Origin of the sequence: Cupriavidus basilensis (assembly GCF_029335485.1) — a bacterium.
GTDB classification, from domain to species: domain Bacteria; phylum Pseudomonadota; class Gammaproteobacteria; order Burkholderiales; family Burkholderiaceae; genus Cupriavidus; species Cupriavidus basilensis_E.
The window spans coordinates 1-23,469 of sequence record NZ_JARJLM010000304.1 but is presented as its reverse complement, the minus strand read 5'-3'; the positions used below and the strand labels follow the sequence as shown (position 1 = coordinate 23,469).

General features: G+C 65.7%; 21 protein-coding genes, 2 tRNA genes and 1 pseudogene. 12 read left to right on the top strand and 12 right to left on the bottom strand.

Going from position 1 to position 23,469, the window contains the following annotated elements:
- The 4 genes and pseudogenes from P3W85_RS17955 to P3W85_RS17940 all read left to right on the top strand — a co-directional run.
- Positions 1-323, top strand: a pseudogene (locus P3W85_RS17955) (GTP 3',8-cyclase MoaA); the annotation flags it as partial.
- 50 nt (positions 324-373) lie between these two features.
- Positions 374-973, top strand: a complete 600-nt coding sequence (gene mobA / locus P3W85_RS17950) for a molybdenum cofactor guanylyltransferase MobA (protein ID WP_035809782.1) — start codon at positions 374-376, stop codon at positions 971-973.
- 36 nt (positions 974-1,009) lie between these two features.
- A complete protein-coding gene (gene moeA, locus P3W85_RS17945) occupies positions 1,010-2,287 on the top strand; it encodes a molybdopterin molybdotransferase MoeA (RefSeq protein ID WP_276265782.1) in 1,278 nt (425 codons plus the stop codon).
- 206 nt (positions 2,288-2,493) lie between these two features.
- Positions 2,494-2,760: a hypothetical protein gene (locus tag P3W85_RS17940; RefSeq protein ID WP_006158586.1), complete on the top strand. Its 267-nt coding sequence runs from the start codon at positions 2,494-2,496 to the stop codon at positions 2,758-2,760.
- A 100-nt stretch (positions 2,761-2,860) separates the two neighbouring features.
- Here the strand turns inward: P3W85_RS17940 and P3W85_RS17935 are convergent, their stop codons facing one another.
- The 6 genes from P3W85_RS17935 to P3W85_RS17910 form a co-directional block, all read right to left on the bottom strand.
- On the bottom strand, positions 2,861-4,330 hold the full coding sequence (locus P3W85_RS17935) for a DNA recombination protein RmuC (RefSeq protein WP_276265781.1): 1,470 nt from the start codon (positions 4,328-4,330) through the stop codon (positions 2,861-2,863).
- Between the two features lie 88 nt (positions 4,331-4,418).
- Positions 4,419-5,417 (bottom strand): 2-hydroxyacid dehydrogenase, encoded by a 999-nt coding sequence (locus P3W85_RS17930; RefSeq protein WP_035809777.1) that lies wholly within the window; start codon positions 5,415-5,417, stop codon positions 4,419-4,421.
- Between the two features lie 2 nt (positions 5,418-5,419).
- Positions 5,420-6,847 carry a sodium:proton antiporter gene (locus tag P3W85_RS17925; RefSeq protein WP_017225970.1) on the bottom strand — a complete coding sequence of 476 codons (1,428 nt, stop codon included), beginning with the start codon at positions 6,845-6,847 and terminating at the stop codon, positions 5,420-5,422.
- A 177-nt stretch (positions 6,848-7,024) separates the two neighbouring features.
- Positions 7,025-7,711, bottom strand: a complete 687-nt coding sequence (locus P3W85_RS17920) for a LutC/YkgG family protein (protein WP_276265780.1) — start codon at positions 7,709-7,711, stop codon at positions 7,025-7,027.
- An 89-nt stretch (positions 7,712-7,800) separates the two neighbouring features.
- The gene (gene pncB, locus P3W85_RS17915) at positions 7,801-8,979 is read right to left on the bottom strand and encodes a nicotinate phosphoribosyltransferase (protein WP_017225968.1); all 1,179 of its coding nucleotides are present in this window, start codon (positions 8,977-8,979) and stop codon (positions 7,801-7,803) included.
- Positions 8,980-9,077: 98 nt separating this feature from the next.
- Entirely contained in the window at positions 9,078-9,623 is a 546-nt protein-coding gene (locus P3W85_RS17910; protein ID WP_276265779.1) for a hypothetical protein, read from the bottom strand.
- Positions 9,624-9,953: 330 nt separating this feature from the next.
- Here P3W85_RS17910 and fdxA point away from each other — a divergent pair, with 330 nt between their 5' ends.
- From fdxA to P3W85_RS17895, 3 genes are all read left to right on the top strand, one after another.
- Entirely contained in the window at positions 9,954-10,277 is a 324-nt protein-coding gene (fdxA, locus tag P3W85_RS17905; protein ID WP_017228673.1) for a ferredoxin FdxA, read from the top strand.
- A 100-nt stretch (positions 10,278-10,377) separates the two neighbouring features.
- On the top strand, positions 10,378-11,487 hold the full coding sequence (locus P3W85_RS17900) for an NAD(P)/FAD-dependent oxidoreductase (protein WP_017228672.1): 1,110 nt from the start codon (positions 10,378-10,380) through the stop codon (positions 11,485-11,487).
- Between the two features lie 275 nt (positions 11,488-11,762).
- A tRNA-Asn gene (locus P3W85_RS17895) sits at positions 11,763-11,838 on the top strand.
- Between the two features lie 171 nt (positions 11,839-12,009).
- Here the strand turns inward: P3W85_RS17895 and P3W85_RS17890 are convergent.
- From P3W85_RS17890 to P3W85_RS17875, 4 genes are all read right to left on the bottom strand, one after another.
- Positions 12,010-12,291, bottom strand: a complete 282-nt coding sequence (locus P3W85_RS17890) for a hypothetical protein (protein WP_017228670.1) — start codon at positions 12,289-12,291, stop codon at positions 12,010-12,012.
- A gap of 71 nt (positions 12,292-12,362) precedes the next feature.
- Positions 12,363-14,471, bottom strand: a complete 2,109-nt coding sequence (fusA, locus tag P3W85_RS17885; RefSeq protein ID WP_035814085.1) for an elongation factor G — start codon at positions 14,469-14,471, stop codon at positions 12,363-12,365.
- 168 nt (positions 14,472-14,639) lie between these two features.
- Positions 14,640-17,036: a penicillin acylase family protein gene (locus P3W85_RS17880; protein WP_276265778.1), complete on the bottom strand. Its 2,397-nt coding sequence runs from the start codon at positions 17,034-17,036 to the stop codon at positions 14,640-14,642.
- Positions 17,033-18,235: an SDR family oxidoreductase gene (locus P3W85_RS17875; protein ID WP_017228666.1), complete on the bottom strand. Its 1,203-nt coding sequence runs from the start codon at positions 18,233-18,235 to the stop codon at positions 17,033-17,035. Before P3W85_RS17875 ends, P3W85_RS17880 begins: the two co-directional genes overlap by 4 nt.
- A gap of 236 nt (positions 18,236-18,471) precedes the next feature.
- Between P3W85_RS17875 and P3W85_RS17870 the strand changes: the two genes are divergently transcribed.
- Together P3W85_RS17870 and P3W85_RS17865 are read left to right on the top strand one after the other, a co-directional pair.
- Positions 18,472-19,206 carry a response regulator gene (locus P3W85_RS17870; protein ID WP_017228665.1) on the top strand — a complete coding sequence of 245 codons (735 nt, stop codon included), beginning with the start codon at positions 18,472-18,474 and terminating at the stop codon, positions 19,204-19,206.
- Positions 19,207-20,532: an ATP-binding protein gene (locus P3W85_RS17865; RefSeq protein ID WP_276265777.1), complete on the top strand. Its 1,326-nt coding sequence runs from the start codon at positions 19,207-19,209 to the stop codon at positions 20,530-20,532. It begins immediately after the preceding gene.
- A 229-nt stretch (positions 20,533-20,761) separates the two neighbouring features.
- Here P3W85_RS17865 and P3W85_RS17860 read toward each other — a convergent pair.
- A tRNA-Met gene (locus P3W85_RS17860) sits at positions 20,762-20,837 on the bottom strand.
- 129 nt (positions 20,838-20,966) lie between these two features.
- Here P3W85_RS17860 and P3W85_RS17855 point away from each other — a divergent pair.
- Together P3W85_RS17855 and rpsU are read left to right on the top strand one after the other, a co-directional pair.
- Positions 20,967-21,164, top strand: a complete 198-nt coding sequence (locus tag P3W85_RS17855) for a cold-shock protein (RefSeq protein ID WP_006158572.1) — start codon at positions 20,967-20,969, stop codon at positions 21,162-21,164.
- 34 nt (positions 21,165-21,198) lie between these two features.
- Positions 21,199-21,411, top strand: a complete 213-nt coding sequence (gene rpsU / locus P3W85_RS17850; RefSeq protein ID WP_006158571.1) for a 30S ribosomal protein S21 — start codon at positions 21,199-21,201, stop codon at positions 21,409-21,411.
- 363 nt (positions 21,412-21,774) lie between these two features.
- Here rpsU and P3W85_RS17845 read toward each other — a convergent pair whose 3' ends face one another.
- Positions 21,775-22,308: a PaaI family thioesterase gene (locus P3W85_RS17845; RefSeq protein WP_276265776.1), complete on the bottom strand. Its 534-nt coding sequence runs from the start codon at positions 22,306-22,308 to the stop codon at positions 21,775-21,777.
- Between the two features lie 197 nt (positions 22,309-22,505).
- Between P3W85_RS17845 and nodI the strand changes: the two genes are divergently transcribed.
- On the top strand, positions 22,506-23,417 hold the full coding sequence (gene nodI / locus P3W85_RS17840) for a nodulation factor ABC transporter ATP-binding protein NodI (RefSeq protein ID WP_017228661.1): 912 nt from the start codon (positions 22,506-22,508) through the stop codon (positions 23,415-23,417).
- Positions 23,418-23,469: the final 52 nt, after the last annotated feature.

Below are 23,469 nucleotides of genomic sequence, written 5' to 3'. Positions count from 1 at the left end.
GCGGCGAGACCGCCGAGCGCTGGCGCTACCGCGACGGCGCCGGCGAGATCGGCGTGATCTCCAGCGTCACCCACGCCTTCTGCGGCGATTGCAGCCGTATCCGGCTGTCCACCGAAGGCCGGCTCTACCTCTGCCTGTTCGCCACCGAAGGCTACGACCTGCGCGCGCTGCTGCGCGGCGAACACAGCGACCTGGCAATCTCCAACGCGATTGCCGGGGTCTGGCAAGGACGCACCGACAACTACTCCGAACAGCGCAGCAACCCGGCGGTGCGCCAGGCCCGCGCCGAACGCAAGATCGAAATGTCCTATATCGGTGGCTGACGGCGAAACACCATATGGCCTGCCGCGCCAACCCCAACCCTCTATCCCTGATGATTTCACGCGACGATATTACCGGCCTGATCCTGGCCGGCGGGAGGGGCAGCCGCATGGGCGGCACCGACAAAGGCCTGCAGCCCTTCCGTGGCGCTCCCATGGCCATGCATACGCTGACGCGGCTGTCGCCGCAGACCGGCGCCATGCTGATCAACGCCAACCGCAACCTGGCCGCGTATGGGTCATTCGGCGTACCGGTCATCGCCGATTCCGTGCCAGACTTCGCCGGCCCGCTGGCCGGCATGCTGGCCGGGCTGGAGCATTGCCGGACCGGCTGGATGCTTAGCGCGCCTTGCGACTCCCCCTTCCTGCCGGCCGACCTGGCGGCGCGGCTGGCCAGCGCCATCGGCGAGCAAGGCGCGGAAATGGCTATTCCCGTCACCATCGACGCACAAGGCCGCCGGCAAACCCAGCCCGTGTTCTGCCTGATGCCGGTAACGGCGCTCGATGGCCTGGTCGCCTTCCTCGACGGCGGCGGCCGGAAGATCGAGACCTGGGCCGCCTCCCATCGCCTTGCCGAAGTGCTGTTCGAAGACGCTGGCGCCTTCGCCAATATCAACACCCTGGATGAGTTGCGCACGCTGGAAGCGCGCTGACAACCCAAGCCAGACCGCTGTCCCGGGAACCGTTCCATGCCATCACTGCAATCCGTCATTTCCTGCCTGTCCGACTATGACCCCGGCGCCCTGCCGGTGGCTCAGGCCAACCAGATCATCGCCGAGGTGGTCGAACCGGTGCGCGGCACCGAGCAGGTCGCCATCCGCACGGCGCTCGACCGCGTGCTGGCCGAGGACGTGATCTCCACGCTGGACGTGCCCGCGCACGATAATGCCGCCATGGACGGCTACGCCTTCAGCGGCAGCGAGTTGGCCGCCGCCGGTGAACTTGCCCTGGCGGTGATCGGCAGTGCCTTCGCCGGCGCAGCGTGCGGCGAGCCGGTCGCACGCGGGCAGGCGGTGCGCATCATGACCGGCGCCATCATGCCAGCGGGCTGCGACACCGTGATCCCCCAGGAATTCGTGGAAGTGCGGGGCGAGCAGATCCGCTTCGACGCCCACGCGGTGCGAGCGGGCGACAACCGCCGCCTGCGCGGCGAAGACCTGGCGGTCGGCCAGCCGGCCCTGGCGGCCGGGCGCATCCTGAAGCCCGCCGACATCGGCCTGCTGGCTTCGCTGGGCGTGGCCGAGGTCAAGGTACGCCGCCGCCTGCGCGTGGCCTTCTTCTCCACTGGCGACGAACTGCGCTCGATCGGCGAGCCGCTCGACCCGGGCTGCGTCTACGACTCCAACCGCTATACGCTGCACGGCATGCTGCAGCGCCTGAATGTGGATCTGATCGACATGGGGGTGGTGCGCGACGACCCCGCCGCGCTGGAAGCCGCCTTTCGCACCGCCTGCGAAAGCGCGGATGCGGTCATCACCTCGGGTGGCGTCTCGGTGGGCGAAGCCGACTACACCAAGCAGATCATGGCCCAGCTCGGCGATGTGACCTTCTGGAAGATCGCCATGCGCCCGGGGCGGCCCATGGCCTTCGGCCGCATCGCCTCCCATGGCCGCGAGGCGCTGCTGTTCGGCCTGCCTGGCAACCCCGTGGCGGTGATGGTGACGTTCTACCAGTTCGTGCGCGCTGCGCTGCACCGGCAGATGGGCGCGAAGGTGGCGCCCCTGCCGCTGATGCGCGTGCGCAGCGCCCAGCCGATCCGCAAGAAGCCCGGCCGGACCGAGTATCAGCGCGGCATCCTGGCGCCGGCGGCGGACGGCAGCTGGCAGGTCGGTATTACCGGCCAGCAAGGCTCGGGCGTGCTGCGCTCGATGAGCGAAGCCAACTGCTTCATCGTGCTGGGACACGAGCAGGGCACGGTGGCGGCCGGCGACGAGGTCGAGGTCATGCTCTTCGACGGGTTGGTGTAACGCCGGTGCGGCGGCTGGCGCGACGGTCCGTGCCCGCCGCGGCAAGGTGCGTCGGCGGCACCTCTGTGTCGTTTTTGTGCCGCAGTTTTTCCGGCGTTTAGCGGCCAGATCGGCGGTTTTCCATACCCCGCAGGTGCCGGGCTATGCGCAGCCTCCCCCATTCGATACACTTGCGCAACATTACTTTGCTTACTGCCCCAGCTGTCATGAATCAGGAGATTGCGTACCTCCACCCGGTCAAAACCGCTCGCGCGCTCGTGCTCGTGTACCTCTGCTTTTCGGTGCCCATCGTCTCGCTGGGACTGTTCGTTGCGTTTATCCGCTACGGCGACCTGCCCGGCATCACGGTATTCACGGCGCTGATTCTGAATGCACTGATCGGCTTCGGCCTGCTCTGGCTGGCCTGCAAGGCGTACAACTGGGTTGCCGCGCGCTTCGGCGGCATCGAGGTAACGATCCGCGACCTGTCCTGAGCCGCGGCGCCAGCCGCAAGCGGCTTGCCCAAAGCAAGAAAGCGCATCGAGCCGATGCGCTTTTTTGCTTTTGGGCGCCGCCTTGAGGGATCCGCCCTCGTCAGCCAGCCTCCGCCTCGTCGCCGGGCGCCGTGGCAAGGCCGAGCAACTCCTGCGCATTTTCGCCGGGCAGCGCTTCGACCGTACGCAGCTTCCGCTCCATCTGGCGCGTGCGTATCTCGGCCTGCTCGATGTTGCGGGCAGCACGCTCCAGGGTGTCGCGGGTTTTGGCCAGCACTACGCCGAATTTGCCGAACTCGGTCTTGACCGCGCCCAGCACCTCCCACACCTCGCTGGAACGGCGCTCCAGCGCCAGGGTGCGAAAGCCCATCTGCAGGCTGTTGAGCAAGGCGGCCAGCGTGGTTGGCCCCGCCACGGTGACCCGGTAGTTCCGCTGCAGCAGGTCGGCCAGCCCCGGGCGCCGCAGGACCTCGGCATACAGTCCCTCGGTCGGCAGAAACAGGATGGCGAAATCGGTGGTGGCCGGCGGCGAGACGTACTTCTCGGAAATCGTCTGCGCCTCGCGCCTGATGGCGACTTCCAGTTCGCGCCCGGCCAGCGCCACGCCGTCGACATCGCCACGCTCCTGCGCGTCGAGCAGGCGCTCGTACTGCTCTTTCGGAAACTTGGCATCGATAGGCAGCCACACCTGCCCGCCTGCCGCGTCCTTGCCCGGCAGCCGGATCGCAAACTCCACGCGTGCCCCGGTATTGCGGACCGTCTCGACGTTCTTGGCGTACTGCTCGGCGGTCAGCATCTGTTCGAGCAGCATCTCCAGTTGCACTTCACCCCAGGTGCCGCGCGATTTCACGTTGGTCAGCACCCGCTTCAGGTCGCCCACGCCTTGCGCCAGCACTTGCATCTCGCCAAGGCCCCGATGCACCTGTTCGAGCCGGTCGGACACCAGCTTGAAGGACTCGCCCAGGCGTTGCTCGAGCGTGGCGTGCAGCTTCTCGTCGACGGTGCGGCGCATCTCCTCGAGCTTGCCCGCATTGTTGGCCTCGATCTCCTTGAGCCGCTGCTCCAGCGTGGCACGCACTTCGCCCAGGCGGCGCTCGTTGCTCTCGGACATCTGCGCCAGTTGCTGCTGCAGCATGTCGCCGAAGCGGCGCAGCGCGCTGCCCTGCTCCTCGCGCGCCTGCTGCCCCTGCTGCTGCAGGTTCTGCCTGACCTGCTCCAGTTGCTGGGCGTTGGACTCGGTCAGCTTGGCCAGTTGCTGGGCAAACATGTCGATCTGGTTGTTCTGCAGCGTGGCGATGCTGGTGAGCTGAGAGGACAGCGCCTGCTGGAAGCGCATCATCTGCTGGCCGGATTCGCCACGGCCAACGCGCGCGCTCTCGGTCACCTCCGTGCGCAACTCGCGTTCCAGGCGCTCATTGCCGCGTGCACTTTCGGCACGCAGCTCGCCAAGCAGGCGCAGCATTTCCGGACTGGCGGCATCCTGCGTGCCACGCGGCCGCAGCAGCAGGATTGCCAGCAGCAGCACCGCCACCAGCGCGAAGACCAGGGTCAACAGGGGAATCAGGGTCATGAATGGGCGAAGTGAAGGAAGAGGCCGTGCCGCTGCGGCAGGCTGGCGACGCCAGCACGCGAGCGGTACGGCACGCGCAGCGAGACGATCAGCGGCGGTGCGCCATCACCTCGGGATTGATCACCGACGGCGGAAGACCGGCCTGCGGCCCCGCGCCGAGCGCGGCGATCAGGTTGTCCGCGGCCAGGTCGGCCATGGCGCGCCGGGTCTTCTCGGACGCGCTGGCGATATGCGGGGTCAGCACCACGTTCGGCACCGCAAGCAGGCCGGGATGGACTTGCGGCTCGCCTTCGAACACATCCAGCCCGGCGGCAAAGATGCGCCGTTCGCGCAACGCCTCGGCCAGCGCGGCATCGTCGACCACGCCGCCGCGCGCCAGGTTGACGAGCGTGGCCGACGGCTTCATCTGCGCCAGTTCGGCCGCGCCGATGCTGTGATGGCTCTGCGCACTATAGGGCAGCACCAGCAGCAGGTGATCCGACTGCGCCAGCAGTTCGGCCTTGCTCACGTAGCGCGCATTGAGCGCGCGCTCGGTCTCGTGCGGCAGGCGGCTGCGGTTGTGATAGAGCACGGACATGCCGAACCCCGCAGCGCGCCGCGCCAGCGCCTGGCCGATGCGGCCCATGCCGAGGATGCCAAGCGTGCTGCGGTACAGGTCCATGCCGAGGAACATGTCGTAACTCCACCGCTCCCACTTGCCGGCGCGCAGCCAGTGCTCGGATTCGGTCACGCGGCGCGCGGTTGCCATCAGCAGGGCCCAGCCGAAGTCAGCGGTGGTTTCCGTCAGCACATCGGGCGTATTGGTCGCCACGATGCCCGCAGCGGTCAGTGCCGGCACGTCGAGGTTGTTGTAGCCGACCGCCATGTTGCAGACCGCGCGCAGCGCGGGCAGCCCGGCCACCAGCTCGCCATCGATGCGGTCCGCGGCATTGGCCAGCACGCCGGCCTTTCCCGCCAGCCGGGCCTTTAGCGCGGCCCCGTCGAGCGCCTCGTCCTGCTGGTTGCTGTCGACGTCGAAATACTGCGCGAGCCGGTCGATCACGTCGGGAAAGACGGCGCGGGTCACTAGAACGGAAGGCTTGGCCATGTTCACACGCGGAAGAAGATAAGGGTCATGACAAGGAACAGCGGCACCAGCACGCAGATCGACCAGAGCATATAGCCGAAGAAGCTGGGCATGCGCACGCCGCGGCTTTCGGCGATCGCCTTGACCATCAGGTTGGGGGCGTTGCCGATATAGGTATTGGCGCCCATGAACACCGCGCCGGCCGAGATCGCCGCCAGCGTGGAGGCGTTGCGCGTCATCAGCGTGGCCGGGTCGCCGCCGGCGGTATTGAAGAACACCAGGTAGGTCGGCGCGTTGTCGAGAAAGGACGAGAGGATGCCGGTAGCCCAGAAGTACATGCTGTCGATGGGTTGCCCGCCCGCGTCGCTGACCAGCCGGATCACGCCGGCGAAGGCGCCGTCCGTGCCGGCCTTGAGCATGGCGATCACCGGGATGATGGTGAGGAAAATGCCGGCGAACAGCTTGCCCACTTCCAGGATCGGCTCCCAGTTGAACTCGTTGCCGGTGCGCGCCGTAACCGGTGTGATCAGCAGCGACACCAGTGCCACCACCACCAGCATCACGTCGCGCACCACAGTCTGCAAGCCCACCATGGTGCCCATCACGTCGAACTCGATGCCGGGCTTCCACAGGCCGCTCATCAGCACCAGCCCGACCACTGCCAGCAGCAGCACGAAATTGCGCTTGCCCTCGATCCGGATGCGCGGCGAATCCGGCGTGGGATCGTCCGCCGGCGGCAGTTCCTCTTCCTTGTTCAGGTAGTAGTGCCGATCGACGAAATAGAAGATCACCAGCAGCGCGCTGCAGATGAACAGGGTCTCGGGCAGGATGTTGCGCAGGGTCCAGAAGAAATCCACGCCCTTGAGGAAACCAAGGAACAGCGGCGGGTCGCCCAGCGGCGTCAGCGCACCGCCCGCGTTGGCCGCCAGGAAGATGAAAAACACCACCACGTGGGCCACATGCCGGCGGTTGTCGTTGGCGCGCAGCAGGGGCCGGATCAGCAGCATGGCGGCGCCGGTGGTGCCCATCAGGCTGGCCAGCACGGTGCCGAGCGCAAGCAGGCCGGTGTTCAGGCGCGGTGTGCCATGCAGGTTGCCGCGCACGCAGATGCCGCCGGCCACGATGTAGAGCGCGGCGATCAGTGCGATAAAGGGAATGTACTCCGACAGCAGGGCATGCACGGCATTGGCGGCCGCGGCATGAACGCCGAAAGCCTGCGCGAACGGCACCATGAACAACACCGCCCAGCCGGCGACGATCTTGCCGTAATGGTGATGCCAGAAGCGCGGCGCGATCAGCGGGAAGAGTGCGATCGACAGCAGGGTGCCGGCAAACGGCAGCGCCCACAACGGCGACAGCGTGGCGCCATCGAGATCGGCGGCACTTGCCGCGTTTGGCAGGCAGGTAAGCAGCAGGACCAGCGGAAGTAGCAGTGCGGAGGCACGTCGCATCGGGCGGGATCTCCTTGTTCGGGATTGCTGCACCCGCGTTTGATCCAGGCTGCGGGCGGAGAAAGCGCACGGACCCGCCCGGCCCGTCCAGCGGGCCGCGGGTGCGCGGCGAGGCCCTCAAGTGTAAAGCAATCGCCGCGGGATTCCACGCATTCCGGCTACCCTGCCCGCTCGCGCTCAGTCCTGCTCGACAAGAATCACGTGCACGCGGTATGGCCCGTGTGCGCCCAGCACGATGGTCTGCTCGATATCGCCGGTGCGCGACGGTCCGCTGATGATATTGGTGGCGCGCGGCAGTTCCCCGCGCTCGCGGCGCATCAGCGCGAAGGCATCTTCCAGGCCGTCGACGATGCGCGAAGCCGGCACCACCGCGATATGCGTCTCCGGCAGCAGCGCGGCCGATGCAAAGGTCTGCGGGCCGGACAGCAGCATCAGCGAGCCGGTCTCGGCGATCGCGCAAAAACAGCCGGTAATGCCTACCAGGTCGCCGTGCTCGCGGTCGGCTTCGGCGTCGCGCACGGGCGGCCGGCACTCCACCGTCAGGCCTTGCGCCTGCCAGTCGAGCGCACCCAGGCTATCCCAGGCAACCGCGCGCCGGGTCAGGCCAAGACCGTCCAGGTAGCGCGCTGCCGCTGCCGGCACATCGGCCTGCGCAGCCACCCGTTCCACCGTGGAAGCCATCTTCAGCGCCTGGGCCTGGAAAGCCGCGACACGGTCCGCCGGCGCGGCCGGCCTCGGTCCGGCGGGATGGCGCGACAGGTAATCGGCCACCGCTGCGCGCTCGCCGTTGCTGACCCCGGCCGCGCGGCCCTGGGCGGCACGGATGCGGGCAAAGATGCGGTCGCGGGCGGAGTTGGTTTCCATGACGTGCTTTCCGTTGATTGGTTGGTGGATCGGCTGCCCGGATCGGGTGATGGTGAGCGCGCGAAGCCGGGAACAGGCCGGGTGGCGGGCTATGCCGGCGCCGTGATGCTGAATACCTGCCGCAGATAGGCAAGGTAGGCCGGGTCGTCGCACATGGTCTTCTCGGGGGTGTCGGACAGCTTGGCCACCGGTTGCCCATTGCAGCGCGTCATCTTGATGACGATCTGCAACGGCGTGTAGCCGAGATCGTTGGTCAGGTTGGTACCCACCCCGAAGGCAAGCCGGCAGCGTCCGCCGAAACGCTCGTACAACTCGATCACGCGCGGGATATCCAGGCTGTCGCTGAAGATCAGGGTCTTGCCCTGCGGGTCGACGCGGCCCGCGGCGTAATGCGCCAGCATGCGCTCGCCCCAGGCAAAAGGGTCGCCGGAATCGTGGCGCACGCCGTCGAACAGCTTGCAGAAATAAAGATCGAAATCGCGCAGGAAGGCATCGAAGCCGTAGGTGTCCGACAAGGCGATGCCGAGGTCGCCGCGATACTCCTTGGCCCAGACCTCGAGCGCGAACACCTGGGAATCGCGCAGGCGCGGCCCCAGGGCCTGGCAGGCCTGCAGGTATTCGTGCGCCATGGTGCCAAGGGGAATCAGGTTGTGCATGCGCGCGAAATGGACATTGCTGCTGCCGGCCAGTTGCGGGCCGAGCACCCTGCGCATGGTCTGCAATACCTCCTCCTGCCAGTCGCGCGAGAAGCGGCGGCGCGAGCCGTAGTCTGCGATCACGCAATCAGCGTGGCCGGGCATTTTCAGCAGGGCCAGCTTTTGCTCCAGGCGCCTGCGCCCTTCGCTCCAGTCCGGCTGCGGCTGGGTGCGGCGGAAGTACACCTCGTTGACGATGGCCAGCAGCGGCACTTCGAACAGGATGGTGTGCAGCCAGGGCCCGCGGATGGTGATCTCGATCTCGCCGCTGCCGGGAGCGGCGGGCGCGACCGTGACGTATTTCTCGTTGAGGTGGAACAGGCCGAGGAAATCGACGAAATCGCTCTTGATAAAGCGCAGCCCGCGCAGGTAAACCAGCTCGTCCTCGGTGAAACGCACCTGGCACAACTGGGCGATTTCCTCGCGGATCTCGTCGACGTAGGGAGTCAGGTCGACGCCGGCATTGCGGCACTTGAAGCGGTACTCGACCTGTGCCGCGGGGAAGTGATGCAGCACCACCTGCATCATGGTGAACTTGTACAGGTCGGTGTCGAGCAATGAGGTAATGATCATATCGGGCCAGACGGCGGTGCCGGGTCAGAGCAACATGCTAACCGAAAGTGCGGCAGACACCCGGCATGACCCCGTCGCGGGCACGGACCTGCACGGTCTCACCCACCGTCGAGAAACGGATCGGGCAAGCGGCCCCGCGCGCTGCCCCGCAGGCACCACAAGACCTGGCCCCGGTAGCCGGGGCACCCGACCAGCGTGGCCAGGGAGCGCGGCACGTCGGCAGGCAACGGCTCGGCGAACTCCGCCGAGCGGGCCGTGATACGTTCCTGGTAGACCCGCTGCGTGCCGAGCCGGAACACCAGCACCTGGACCGGCGCGCCACGCGCCGGCTGCAGGTCGGCGTCGCAGGGGAGAAATCCGGCCTGGCCGCAATTGGCCATGGCCTCGCCCGCCGCCTGGGTCACCACGCCGAAGGTATCCCAGTTGAAACGGGCAAGTGCGGACAGCGGCACCGGCCCGTCGCTTGTCATGCGCCAGGCCATCAGGCGGGCCACCACGCTGTCCGGCGGCCCTGACCGGGCCAGCGTCTGGCCGCGCGCGGCCGGCATGGCCAAGCACGCGGCCAGCGTTGCCAGGCCGAGCACGGCGGCAGCGATACGGCTCGGCCGGCGCTGGTGCGGCGACTCCCGGACTGGACTTGGCATGGCGCACTCCTGAGAAGGTAAGCGCGCGGCGACAGCGCGCGGACAGGCCCCAGCCAGCATACAACGCCAACGGCATACCGGCTAGCGCAGCACATGACGCCAGGCACAGGGACTGCCTTGGATCAAATCCACATAAAGAAATAAGAAAACTATCTGATCTGGCTATATAGGGCCATTACCTACGCGGAACGGCTCAGCTACAATATCGGTCTTTGAAAGGCCACGGCCTTCGTTCGCTCCGCGCATCGTGAATCCGCGCAGGCGTGACGCGCAAGGCACAGCAAGCCGAACCCATTCCCATCGAAGCCGACCCGTTTTTCTGGAACCGAAATGACTCACGTTGTCACCGAATCCTGCATCCGTTGCCGCTATACCGACTGCGTTGACGTGTGTCCGGTCGATTGTTTCCGCGAAGGCCCCAACTTCCTCGCCATCGACCCGGATGAGTGTATCGACTGCGCGGTGTGCGTGGCGGAATGCCCGGTCAACGCGATCTATGCCGAGGAAGACGTGCCGGCCGACCAACAGCAGTTCATCGACCTGAACGCCGAACTGGCGCGCAACTGGCCCTCCATCACCAAGACCAAGGCCCCGCTGGCCGAAGCCGAGGAATGGAAGGACACGGCCGACAAGCTGCAATACCTGCAACGCTGATACCTGCACGCCCAAAAGACAGGTCAGAAAGCCGTCCCCACCCACGCGCTTTCCCGTAATGCCGGGCACGCCTGTGTGCCCACAACGTATCAGGACGAATATGGACTTGAGCATCCCTAACCCCGTCGCCGACGCCACCAGCCACATCGCCTCCGGCCATGCGGGTGGCGGCCAGCCGCTGGAAATCGACGCGCTGATCGTCGGCGCCGGCCCGGTCGGACTCTTTCAGGTCTTCGAACTTGGCCTGCTCGAAATCAAGGCGCATGTGATCGACTCCCTCAAGGTGGTCGGTGGCCAGTGCGTGGAGCTCTATCCGGACAAGCCCATCTACGACATCCCGGCCGTGCCCATCTGCACCGGCCAGGAACTGACCGACAACCTGCTCAAGCAGATCGAGCCGTTCGAGCCGACCTTCCACCTGGGGCAGGAAGTGGCCGTGGTGGAGCGCCGCGAAGACGGCCGCTTCTTCGTTGAGACCTCGCTCGGAACCCGCTTCATCACCAAGACCATCTTCATCGCCGCCGGCGTCGGCTCGTTCCAGCCGCGCACGGTCAAGGTGGACGGCATCGACAAATTCGACGGCAAGCAGCTGTTCTACCGCGTCAAGGATCCGAGCCGCTTCCATGGCCGCAACCTGGTCGTGGTCGGTGGCGGCGACTCCGCGCTGGACTGGACGCTTGACCTGGTCGGCAAGGCCGAGTCGGTGGTCATGATCCACCGCCGCGATGGCTTCCGCGCGGCGCCGGCATCGGTCGCCAAGATGAAGGACTTGTGCGAGCAGATGGAGATGCAGTTCGTGGTGGGCCAGATCAGCGGCTATGAAGAGAAAGACGGCCTGCTCACCGAGATCAAGGTCACGGGCGCCGACGGCGTGACCCGCCGCCTGCCGCTCGACGACCTGCTGGTATTCTTCGGCCTGTCGCCCAAGCTGGGGCCGATCGCCGAATGGGGCCTGGACCTGGAGCGCAAGCAGATCAAGGTGGATACGGAGAAGTTCGAGACCAACATCCCCGGCATCTTCGCCGTGGGTGACATCAACACCTACCCCGGCAAGAAGAAGCTGATCCTCTCGGGCTTCCATGAAGCCGCGCTGGCAGCCTTCGGCGCCGCGCCGTATATCTTCCCCGAGAAGAAGATCCACATGCAGTACACCACCACCTCGCCGAAGCTGCACAAGATCCTCGGTGTCGATTCGCCAGTATTCGATTGAGCGCAAGGCCGGGCATAAAGGGCCGCGTTCGGCATTCGAACGCGGCCACATAAAAAATCATTCTGGCGATGATTTTTTATGGCAAAAGAACAAAAGGCCGCCTATAATGTGGCCCTCGTCACCGAGCACCAAACGCGCAAGACCAGCATCACCGGCTTGGGCCAATGGCACGTTCAGACGAAACCAGAAGTTTCGCAGCACCGGTAGCAAAAGAAATTGTCGCGAGGGTGTTGACGGATAAAAGAGAGACTGGTTATAATCCTTTTCTCAGCTGTTCCCTGATAGCTCAGTTGGTAGAGCGACGGACTGTTAATCCGCAGGTCGCTGGTTCGAGCCCAGCTCGGGGAGCCAAAGAATGTGAAAGGCCCGCAAGAAATTGCGGGCCTTTTCCATTTGGCTTTCTCCATTTCTCCCTGCCGGGAGGGCGCGGAAAACAGCGGAGAAGCTGCGGTAAGTGGGCCACGCCCAGACCATTCGGGCCGCGCGCAACAAACGCTCGGGCATGCTCAAGCCGTCATTGCCTCAGGCCGGCGCCTGCCTCGAAGGCTGCCCGAACAGGCCACACTCGAGATCGCTCTCGAACTCCTCTATCCAGCCCGGTCCTTCACTCGCGTCGTAGACACTCTGCGCCTGGGTCGCCAGCCGCCGGATGCTGACCTGCCGCCGCCGTACACCGCCACTGGCCGGCTCGGATCCCTCATCGGTGATCTCGAAATCTTCCGGTAGAAAACCGATCCGCGCGCAGAGGGCGACGACCTCGCGCTGCTCATCGGCGGAGAATTGGGGAAACAGATGCTTTGCCATGGCAATCTCCCATCGAGTCGAACCGGGCGCCGGGTGGCGGGCAGCGCCCCTGTCCTGCCGCTCAGGACGCGCTAGCGCGTCTGCCGGCTATTGACGACCGCCTCCGCCACGCTCGCCGGTGCTTCCGTGTAGTGCTTGAATTCCATGGTGTAAGTGGCGCGGCCCTGGGTCAGCGACCGCAAAGAGGTCGAGTAGCCGAACATGGTGGCCAGCGGTACCTCGGCGCGCACCAGCTTGCCGCCGCCGCCGGCGATATCTTCCATGCCGTGCACAGCGCCGCGCCGCGAGGACAGATCGCCCATCACGTTGCCGGTGAACTCCTCCGGCGTCTCGACTTCCACCGACATCATCGGTTCGAGCAGGATCGGCCTGGCACGGCGCATGCCTTCCTTGAATGCCATGGAGCCGGCCATGCGGAACGCATTCTCGTTCGAGTCGACGTCGTGATAGGAGCCGAACACCAGCGTGGCTTTCACGTCCACCACCGGATAGCCGGCCAGCACGCCGGTCGCCAGCGTTTCGCGGATGCCCTTGTCGACGGCCGGAATAAACTCGCGCGGCACCACGCCGCCCTTGATGGCGTCGACAAACTCGTAGCCCTTGCCCGGTGCCTGCGGCTCGATATCGAGCACCACGTGGCCATACTGGCCGCGTCCGCCGGACTGCTTGACGAACTTGCCCTCGATATCCTTGGCCGCCTGCTTGATGGTTTCGCGATAGGCCACCTGCGGCTTGCCGACCGAGGCCTCCACGCCGAACTCGCGCCGCATGCGGTCCACCAGGATTTCCAGGTGCAACTCGCCCATCCCCGAGATAATGGTCTGCCCCGATTCCTCGTCGGTATGCACGCGGAATGACGGGTCTTCCTGCGCCAGGCGGTTCAAGGCAAGCCCCATCTTTTCCTGGTCGGCCTTGGTCTTGGGCTCGACGGCCTGGGAAATCACCGGATCCGGGAAGCTCATGCGCTCGAGGATGATCACTTGATCGGGATCGCACAGCGTATCGCCGGTGGTCGCCTCCTTGAGTCCGACCGCCGCGGCGATATCGCCCGCGCGCACCTCCTTGATCTCGCTACGCACATTGGCGTGCATCTGCAGGATCCGCCCCAGCCGCTCTTTCTTCTCCTTGACCGGGTTGTACACGGTGTCGCCGGAGTTCACCACACCCGAATAAACGCGGAAAAAGATCAGTTGGCCGACGAAGGGATCGGTCATGATCTTGAAAGCCAGCGCGGAGAACGGCTCTTCATCGTTGGGATGGCGCTCGGCCTCCTTGTCATCCACGGTATGGCCGAGAATCGCGGGCACGTCCGCGGGCGACGGCAGGTAGTCGATCACCGCGTCGAGCAGCGTCTGCACGCCCTTGTTCTTGAAAGCGCTGCCGCACAGCATCGGCACGATCTCGTTGTTGATGGTGCGCTTGCGCAGGGCGGCCTTGATTTCCTCTTCTGTCAGCGGCTCGCCGCCGAGGTATTTGTGCAGCAGCTCGTCACTGGCCTCCGCCGCCGCCTCGACCATCTTTTCGCGCCATTCCCTGGCGAGCGCCAGCAGCTCGGGGGGTACCTCGCGATACTCGAAATGCAGCCCCTGGCTAGTGTCGTCCCAGACGGTGGCCTTCATCTTGACCAGGTCGATCACGCCCTGGAAGCCGTCCTCGGCGCCGATCGGCACCTGCACCGGCACCGGCGTGCCCTTGAGCCGGTCGGCAATCTGCGCGCGCACCCGGAAGAAGTCCGCGCCGACGCGATCCATCTTGTTGACGAAGGCGATGCGCGGCACCTTGTATTTGTTGGCCTGGCGCCAGACGGTCTCGGACTGGGGCTGCACCCCGCCCACCGCGTCGTAGACCATGCAGGCGCCGTCGAGCACGCGCATCGAGCGCTCCACCTCGATGGTGAAGTCCACGTGTCCGGGCGTGTCGATGATATTGATGCGATGCTCGGGATAGTTGCCCGCCATCCCCTTCCAGAACGCCGTGGTGGCGGCCGAGGTAATGGTGATGCCGCGCTCCTGCTCCTGCTCCATCCAGTCCATGGTGGCCGCGCCGTCGTGGACTTCGCCGATCTTGTGATTGACCCCGGTGTAGAACAGGATGCGTTCGGTGGTGGTGGTCTTGCCGGCGTCGATGTGCGCGCTGATACCGATGTTCCGATAGCGCTCGATGGGGGTTTTGCGGCTCACGGTGATCTCCTGGTAGGTATCACTCAAAAGAGTAACACTTCTGCAGGCACCGCATCGTGCGGTATGCATCAGTCGGCCCGCCGGGCGGGGGCTGCCGCCGGCAGGGACGCGGAGCCGCCCCGGCGCCCTACCCCTTGCCGGCCGCAAAGCACCGCCTGAGTCACATGCTCACTGCCAGATCCGTCGCTCGCTGAAGCCCGGGTCGGCCCGGATCTCGGCCTCGGTGAAAGGCAACGCGATCCAGCGCTTCCGGGAAAACCGCTCGGTCTGGTCGGCCGCGTGCGGCGAGTCCGGGTCGGACGATTGCGAGTAGGCCAGGAACGCCTCGGCATGCGGCCCCGCAGGGCCGAACGACACTGCCTGAAGGTAGCTGGTGCCATGCATCACCTCGCGCGTGCCGTCCGGCTGCTCCCGGCTTTCCATCATGTTGTACACGCCCAGCGCGTCGCTGCCGCCGTGGATCGGGATCTTGCGCGTGCCGCGCCGCACCACCTGTAATTCACCCCAGGTGATATCGGGCCGCACGCCGCTGCCGTTCACCGCATGCACCGCGTCCGCCAGGGCGCGCCGCAGCAATCCCGCAGCGGCGGCGTCATTGAGCCTCAGGCCGCGTGGTGTGCCGACGGGGTCTCGTGCATCGAACGGCACGGCCCATACCGACGGCTCCTCGCCGATGGCGGCGAAGAATTTTTCGAAATAGAGATAGCCGATATTGCTGCCCAGCCCCGCCGTGCGATCCCAGGCGGCCAGGCGCTCGCAAGCCTCGCCAAGCCTGACCGGCACGCCATCGCGCGTGCTGGCGGCGGGCGTGGCGCGGCACAGCTTGAGCAGGTCATCCATCACCTGTTCCGCGAAATAGACGCGATTGCTCAGGGCAATGGCCTCCAGTTGCGGCAGCGTCATGCCGCGCCCGGGCAGGCCATCGGTTCCGGCGAGCCGTGCCTCCAGCTGTTGGATACCGATGCGCGTGCGCCCTCCCTGCGGGTAATCCGACTGGCTCACCAACGGCGAGTACCCCGTGAGCGGCGCCGCCGGCTGCGTGAGCCAGGCGCTATCGTTGGAGTTCTGCACGTAATCCATGCGCTGGATGACCGGCAAGCCGGCGGCGGCGAAGATGCCGCGCTGCGGCGTGCCGGGCTGGTCGGCCCATTGGCACGCCGGCGTGCCGCGCAGCACGAACCTGCCAGCCACGGAGCCGCGCCCGCAGCGCGCCAGCTGCGCCGCGCTGACATTCGGCACGGGCGTCAGCGCCATGAACAAGGCGGTGCCACCGCTGTCGACGGCGATGGTGTTGTTCCACGGATTGCCGAGCACGCGCTCGACCGACTCCCTCAGTTGCGCCAGCGAGCGCGCCCGGTTCATCGCATGCCATTGCGCCACCATGCGATGGTTCTCGGTATTGGCGTCGCGCAGCGCATATGCCTTGGTCCGGGTCCAGCCATGGCCGGGCACGCTTTCAGGCAGCGCCAGTACCATGCCGAATTCGCTGAGGTAGAAGGTGTGCGACTCCTGCCCGATGCTGCCGTCAGACTGCCGCACGTCGATCGTCACCACTTGGCGCTGCATCGGCCGCGAAACGCCGTCAACACGATAGCGGGTCGGGTCGTCCGGATCGAGATCCAGCTCGAACAGGGTTTCATGCGAGGACGACGCGGTGGTATGCGTCCAGGCGAATTCCCGCGTGAAACCGATACCGATGACCGGCATGCCCGGCAGCGTCGCGCCCATGACGTCGATGCGGCCCGGCAAGGTGAGATGCAACTGCATCATGCGGGTAATGCCATGCCAGGGAAAATGCGGGTTGCCCAGCAGCATGCCCTGCCCGTTCCTGGTCGCATCACGCCCCAGCGCCACGCCGTTGCTGCCGGTCCGGTAGGTACTCGCGCCCGTTGCCGCGGCCGCTTGCGCGAGTGCCACCCGCGCACGCCGCGCCGGGGCGCGCACAGGCGCGACGCCCGCGCCGGGCGGCTGCGCTGCCACCAGCCACGGCGCAAAGGCCACGACGCCATTCAACGAAGCGTAGTAGCGCATCAAGCGCATCAGGTCCCGTTCATTGATATCCCGCACCCATGCCGCATTGCGGCAGGCCCTCGGCAACGCTTGCCTGCCGGTTTTCTCCAGGTAGCGGTTGTAGCCAGCGGCAAAACCCAGGAACCGGCTGCGCAGCTCAGGCGGCTGCGCGCGCCACGCCTCGTCGAGCACGGCGGCGTGGTTGAGCTGCGTATAGAAGAAATCGGAAGCGCGGTTGTCCAGGCGCCCACCCTGCTCCACGAGGGCGTTCGCCTCCAGATGGCGGGAACGCTCCCCGGCGACTGTCAGGAACTGGTCGGCCAGCACGCAGATGCCGTCCTGTGCCTGCGCATAGCCTATGCCGAAGCCGAGTCCCGCCTCGTCATCCGCCGTCACGTGCGGCACGCCATAGCTGGTGCGGCGGATCTGCGCGCTGTAGCGCACGCTATCCGGGCTCGCCGCCTCCTCGTCACCGCAGCCGGTCAGCAGCACGCATAGCCAACCCGCCAACGCGGCGCGACACAGGAAAGCAAAGCCGGCAGGTACTGGTTTCATGCCTTGAAGTCCCAGCTCATCTGTTCGAGGATGCCCACGCCGTGCGAAGTGCGCATGCATTCGCTGACGTAATCGGTGATCGATAGAGGCTGGAAGTCGATCTCTTCCCGGATGCGTCCGTTGTCGAACACATAGCCGAGTTCCGCGAATCCCGAGTACAGCCGCAAGGCGCGCTCGATCAGGCGACGGTTGCTGATGCGCTCCGTACGGGCCACGTCGTGCGCCAAGACGGGAAGATCGCTGGCCGGGCACATGCGGTAGGCGGGTGCATCTTCGCTCAGGGCCGCCTCGTCCATGGCGGCCACCACCTGCGCGATGGTAGGCGCTCCCGCGCCCGCCGAAAGATGGTAGGCATCGAAGCGCAGGTCCGGTTTCAGCGCCAGCCGCAACAAGGCCTGCGCACAGTCGTCCGCCGCGATGACGTCGATGCGGGTCAGCGGCCCGGCGGTATAGCGGCGCGCCCGGTGGATAATCCGGAACAGCCAGAAGATGCTGGCCGACGGCTGCGTGCCCAGCACGGTGTGCCCGACTACGATGGAGGGCCGCGCCACCACCAGCGGCAGGCCCGGGAAATCGCGGCGCAGCAGCAGTTCCACTTGCTGCTTGCTGCGCGTGTAGGGCACCAGATGGCTGGCGTCGTCCCCGCTGGCATCCTGCTCGGAAATCCTTGTCCCCCTTGGCCCTCTTGTCCCGCGCCGCGTACCGCAAGCCATGGCGGTACCGACGTGAACGAAGCGGCGCAATGCGGGACTGTCCGCAAAGCGGGAAGCGAAGCGGAGCGTGTCCCGCACGTTGATGCGCGTGACCTGGGCATTGGAGGAAAACGAAGCCATCGCCGCACAATTGATGACATGCGTGACGCATGCCAGGCGAGCCACCGCCGCCGGCGCGAAATCGCTGTCCAGCGAGCCCAGCAGCACGTTGTCCACGGTCAGCCACGCGGCCCGGCTGGCCAGCAGCCCGCACTGGATCGCATTGGCGCGCAAGCGCTCCAGCGCGTCCGCAGCATCGTTGCCGCGCACCAGGCATAGCAGGCGCTCTGCCAGTCCCGCGTTGATGGCAGCCACCATCACGTTGCCACCGATAAAGCCGGTGGCGCCCGTCAATAGCAGGCACTCCACTCCGGCCGGACGTGTATCGCAGGCATGCGTGCGGACAAGATCCTGTGCGTTCAGGCTGGCATGCCAATCCCACATCATGGCATTCTCCTTGGAAGGTGTAGTTGATCGCGCCAAGGCATTCTCGCCTTCTGTTCCACGGATGCCCGGCCTCGATGTCGAAGCCCGCAGATTAGGGGTGGCGTGGCACGCTGTCTGTCCTGAAATCGCGCGAAATCTTGTTCAATTGTGCAGATTTGTCCGGAAGCTTCCCGGACCGCCAATGCATGCCGCGGGCCGGATAGAATCGGCACTTTTATGCCCCAGGGAATCCCGTCATGAGCGACGCCATGGCCAAGTACAAGGTATTGCTGATCGAAGACGACGACCGCCTCGCGCAACTGGTCAGCGAATATCTGGGCAACTACGAATTCGCGGTGGAAGTGGTCCGGCGCGGCGATATCGCGGTGGCCGCCGTCCAGGCGCACCGGCCCGCGCTGGTCATCCTCGACCTGATGCTGCCGCACCTGGACGGCATGGAGGTTTGTCGCGGCATTCGCGCTTTCTCGCGTGTGCCGGTGCTGATCCTGACCGCGCGCGTGGACACCTACGACCAGGTGGCCGGCCTGGAGCTGGGCGCCGACGACTACGTGGTCAAACCCATCGAACCCAGGTTGCTGGTGGCCCGTGCCCGCGCCCTGCTGCGGCGCGCTGCCGCCGAGCAGGTTCCCGCAAGCACCACGCGGGCGCCAATGGACCGCGAACTGGTGTTCGGCGCACTGTCGATCTCGCCGCCCAACCGGCAGGTAACCTGGCGCGGACAGGCGGTGGACCTGAAAACCACCGAGTTCAACCTGCTGCTGATCCTGGCGCGTGCCGCCGGTACGGTACTGAGCCGCGACGACATCCTCAAGCAATTGCGCGGCATCGAGTTCGACGGCATCGATCGCACGGTCGACTCGGGCATCTCGCGGCTGCGCCGGCGCTTCGAGGATGCCTCTCCCGAGCCCCACAAGATCAAGACCATCTGGGGCCGGGGCTACCTGTTCAGCCCGTCCGCCTGGGAGGAATGAATGGTCCGCTCGCTACTCAAGCTATATCTGCTGGTGATCGTAGCGGCAGCCGCTGCCGTAACCGTCATCAACACCACCTTCATCCCGCTGTTTCACGAACACTTCACCGAGACCGAGCGCGAAAGCCGCAAGGGCTATGCCTTTACGCTGACCGAGTATCTCGGTCAGCACCGGGGCAAGGAGCGCGACGCCGCGCTCGCCAACCTGCGAAAGCATGCGTTCGAGAAGTTCGACCTGCTCGAACGCGCCGATCTCTCCCAGCTGGATGCACGGCAGTTGCGCGATATCGCCGCCGGCAAGCTGGTACTCAGCTACGACGCCAAGGATTACTACCTGCCACTGCGCGATGGCCAGATCCTGCATGCGAGCAGCGAGGAAGAGGATCACACCAATATCTCGGTGCTCGCCTATCTGCTGATCGCGCTCGCCACCCTGCTGTCGATCGTGGCGTGGGTGTGGTACCACTGGCGCGATCTGGACAAGCTGCAGCAGGCGGCCAGGGATTTCGGCAATGGCAAGCTCTCGACCCGCGCCAACCTGACCAAGCGCTCCAATATCCTGGGACTGGCCAGGCAGTTCAATGAAATGGCCGAGCAGATCGAAGCCTCGATCGTGCACCAGCGGGAGATGATGCACGGCATATCGCATGAGCTGAAAACGCCGATCGCGCGGCTGGAATTCGGCATCGCCCTGCTGCAGTCGGCCGGCAGCGGCGAGGTGGAGCAGGCGCGCCAGGCCTTGCGCCTGGAGGACCTGCGCCGCGATGTGCGCGAGCTGGACGAACTGGTCACGGAGTTGCTGACGCTGGGCCAGCTCGAACAGGGCGCCGCGCCGATGATGCTGATGCGGGTCTCGGTCAGCGAACTGATCGACAGCGTGGCGGCCAGCGTCGCCAACGAGGTGGCCGACCGCAAGCTGACGCTATCGGTGAGCGCCAGCGGACCCCACCCTCACCATATCTGCGATCCGCGGCTGGTGGCTCGCGCGCTGCTCAACCTGTGCCGCAATGCCAGCCGCTATGCCAGCGGCGCCATCCACCTGTGCGCCGAAACCGACACGGCAGGCACCTTGCGCCTGACCGTGGAGGACGATGGCCCTGGCGTTGCGCCGGACGAGCGCGAACGCATCTTCGAGCCCTTTCACCGGCCCGACTCGAGCCGAAACCGCCACACCGGCGGCTTCGGGCTTGGCCTGGCCATCGTGCGGCGCATAGCGCTGCTGCATGGCGGCCAGGTAAGACTGGACAGCGGCGCCGCGGGCGGCGCGCGCTTTGTCATCACATTACCCGCCATGGACGAGGCTGGCCTTGCCGGGGCGCACGCTTGAGGCGTGCCCGGTGATACAGGCGCAACCGATGGCCGCCGAACCGCACGAGGTTTTTCCATGAGATGGTCGACGATCGTTACCGTACTGCTGTCCTGGATGGGCGCATGCGCGGCAGCCGGCTGGCTGGCGATGGCCTGTTCCAGCCTGATGACGCGATGACCCATAGATCACCGCGCGCATGACAAAAAGCCCGCCGGGACTGTCGGCGGGCTTTTTAGTAGAATAGGCCTGGTTGCGGGGGCAGGACTTGAACCTGCGACCTTCGGGTTATGAGCCCGACGAGCTGCCAACTGCTCCACCCCGCGTCAGAGGGGCGTACTATACGCCACTCCCGCGAGTTTGCAAAGCATTTTCCGCACGCTTTCTTGACAGCGTTTACGTAAACGTGTAAAAGCAAGTGGGCGCATTCTTTGCGCTCAAAAAAGGATTTTTCCATGGAAACTGGTACCGTCAAGTTCTTCAACGCCCAGAAGGGTTTTGGCTTCATCACCCCGGACGCTGGTGGCAAGGACTTGTTCGTCCACATCTCTCAGGTTCGCGGGGGTGCTCCGCTGCAAGATAACCAGCGAGTGCAATACCAGTCGCAACAGGGCAAGAAGGGTCCTGAAGCGGCCAATGTTTCCCCCGTTTGAACCCGCCGCTTTGCGGCAAAGCTAAAGGACAGAATTGACTAAGATCGTCTTGAAACCAGGTGAGCCCGTTGAAGTTGCAATGCGGCGTTTCCGTCGGGCCATTCTCCAGACCGGCCTGATCGTTGAACTCAAGAGCCGTACCGCTTACGAGAAGCCCACGACCGAGCGCAAGCGCAAGAAGAAAGCCGCGGAATCGCGCCTTCGCAAGCGTCTGCGCATGCAGATGCTGCCGAAGAAGATGTACTGATTTCGGCACTGCATGCGGCAAGCGCGCTCAGACGCGATTTGCCGCAGGCCGCATAAATCCGCCAGTCAACGCCTGGCGGATTTTTCCATTTCCGCGGCGCTGTTGGCGGTCCGGCCTTAAACGGCCAGACCCCAGCCTGCCCCGTCCCGCCCTGGCCGTCGTTCATCCGAACCGATCAAGGCCGGCGCATTGCATGCACTCGCCCATTGCGCGCGACGTTGCCATGCGTACCAATTCCCACTACCGACTCCCTGCCGTCGCAACCGCTCCGGGCGCGCACTTCCCTGCATTCCCGTTTCCGATGGTGCACATTGGCACAAACGCGCCAAGCCATCCCTGGCATGGCGCCGCACTCGCTTTGCCTCAGTCGGCCGGCATCGGGAACACCAGGCAGGTGGTCGTGGCATAGGCGTACAGCTTGCCCTGCGTGTCGATGATACGGCCCTCGGCAATACCGATCTGCGTGCTCAGGCTGATAACCTTGCCCTCCGCGCGGATTGGGCCGGTCCGCGAGGTCAGCGGCCGTACGTAGTTCACCTTCAGTTCCAGCGTGGTGTAGCCCTTCCCCGCCGGCAGCATGGTATGCACCGCGCAACCCACGCAGGAATCCAGCAGGGTCGCGGCGTAGCCACCGTGCACGGTGCCGATCGGGTTGTAGTGCTGCGGGCCAGGGGTGCCCTGGAAGACGAAGCGGCCAGACTCGAATTCCACCGGGAAAAAGTCCATCAGCTGAGCAATGGGCGCGCCGGGCATCTTTCCCGATAGCAGCTCCTCGAAGAACTGCAGCCCGGCACGCTCGCGCAGTTGCGCTCGCGATGCCACCCCGGGCTCGCCCATGCGCGCACGCGCCTGGCGTTCGGCTTCCTGCCACTGGGCCAGTGTGTCTTCCGCACTCATTCCTCTTGTCTCCTTGGTTTGCTTCGATCTGCGGTTCTCGACCCGCCCACCCCGTAGCCGGGTCGCTTCGCGCCTCGCGTGAACCCGCAAGATAACCGGATCTGCGGATTCTTGCTGCGGCGCGCCACAAACCGGGCGCGCCACTGCCGGCATAATGGCGGATATTGCGCCAGCGGCGCGCCCGATCCGCTCCTGCCTTGACTGCCATCCTCGAACTACGCAATGTAAGCAAGCAATACGGCGATACCGTCGTGGTGGACGATCTCAGCCTGAGCGTGCAACGCGGCCAGTGCTTTGGCCTGCTCGGGCCGAACGGCGCCGGCAAGACCACCACGCTGCGCCTGCTGCTGGGGCTGACCACGCCCGCTGCCGGCAGTCTCACCCTCTGCGGCGAACCCATTCCCCAGCGCGCGCCGCAGGCCCGCATGCGCGTGGGCGTGGTACCGCAATTCGATAATCTCGACCCCGACTTCACCGTGATCGAGAACCTGCGCATCTTTGGCCGCTACTTCGGCCTGGAGCGGGCCGAGATAGAACGCCGCATACCGGCACTGCTCGAATTCGCCCGGCTGGAGAGCCGTGGCGGCGCGCAGGTGCGGGACCTGTCAGGCGGCATGCGGCGCCGCCTGACAGTGGCGCGCGCGCTGATCAACGACCCGGACCTGCTAGTGATGGACGAGCCCACCACCGGACTCGACCCCCAGGCCCGCCACCTGATCTGGGAGCGCCTCAAGTCGCTGCTGGCCAGCGGCAAGACCATCCTGCTGACCACCCACTTCATGGAAGAGGCTGAGCGCCTGTGCAATTACCTGTGCGTGATCGACGGCGGCCGCAAGATCGCCGAAGGCAAGCCGCATGAACTGATCGACAGCCAGATCGGCTGCGATGTGGTGGAAGTGTATGGCGACAATCTCGCCCCCCTGCGCCGCGAACTGAATCCGCTCGCGGCCCGTATCGAGGCCAGCGGCGAAACGCTGTTTTGCTACGTGAAGGAACCGGCGCCGCTGCTGGCCGCGCTGCACGGGCGTGCCGGCGTGCGCTACCTGCACCGCCCCGCTAACCTGGAAGACGTCTTCCTCAAGCTGACCGGCCGCGAGATGCGCGATTGACGCACGACTGACAACGGATTGAACATGAGCGAACAAGACCCCCGCCCTACCG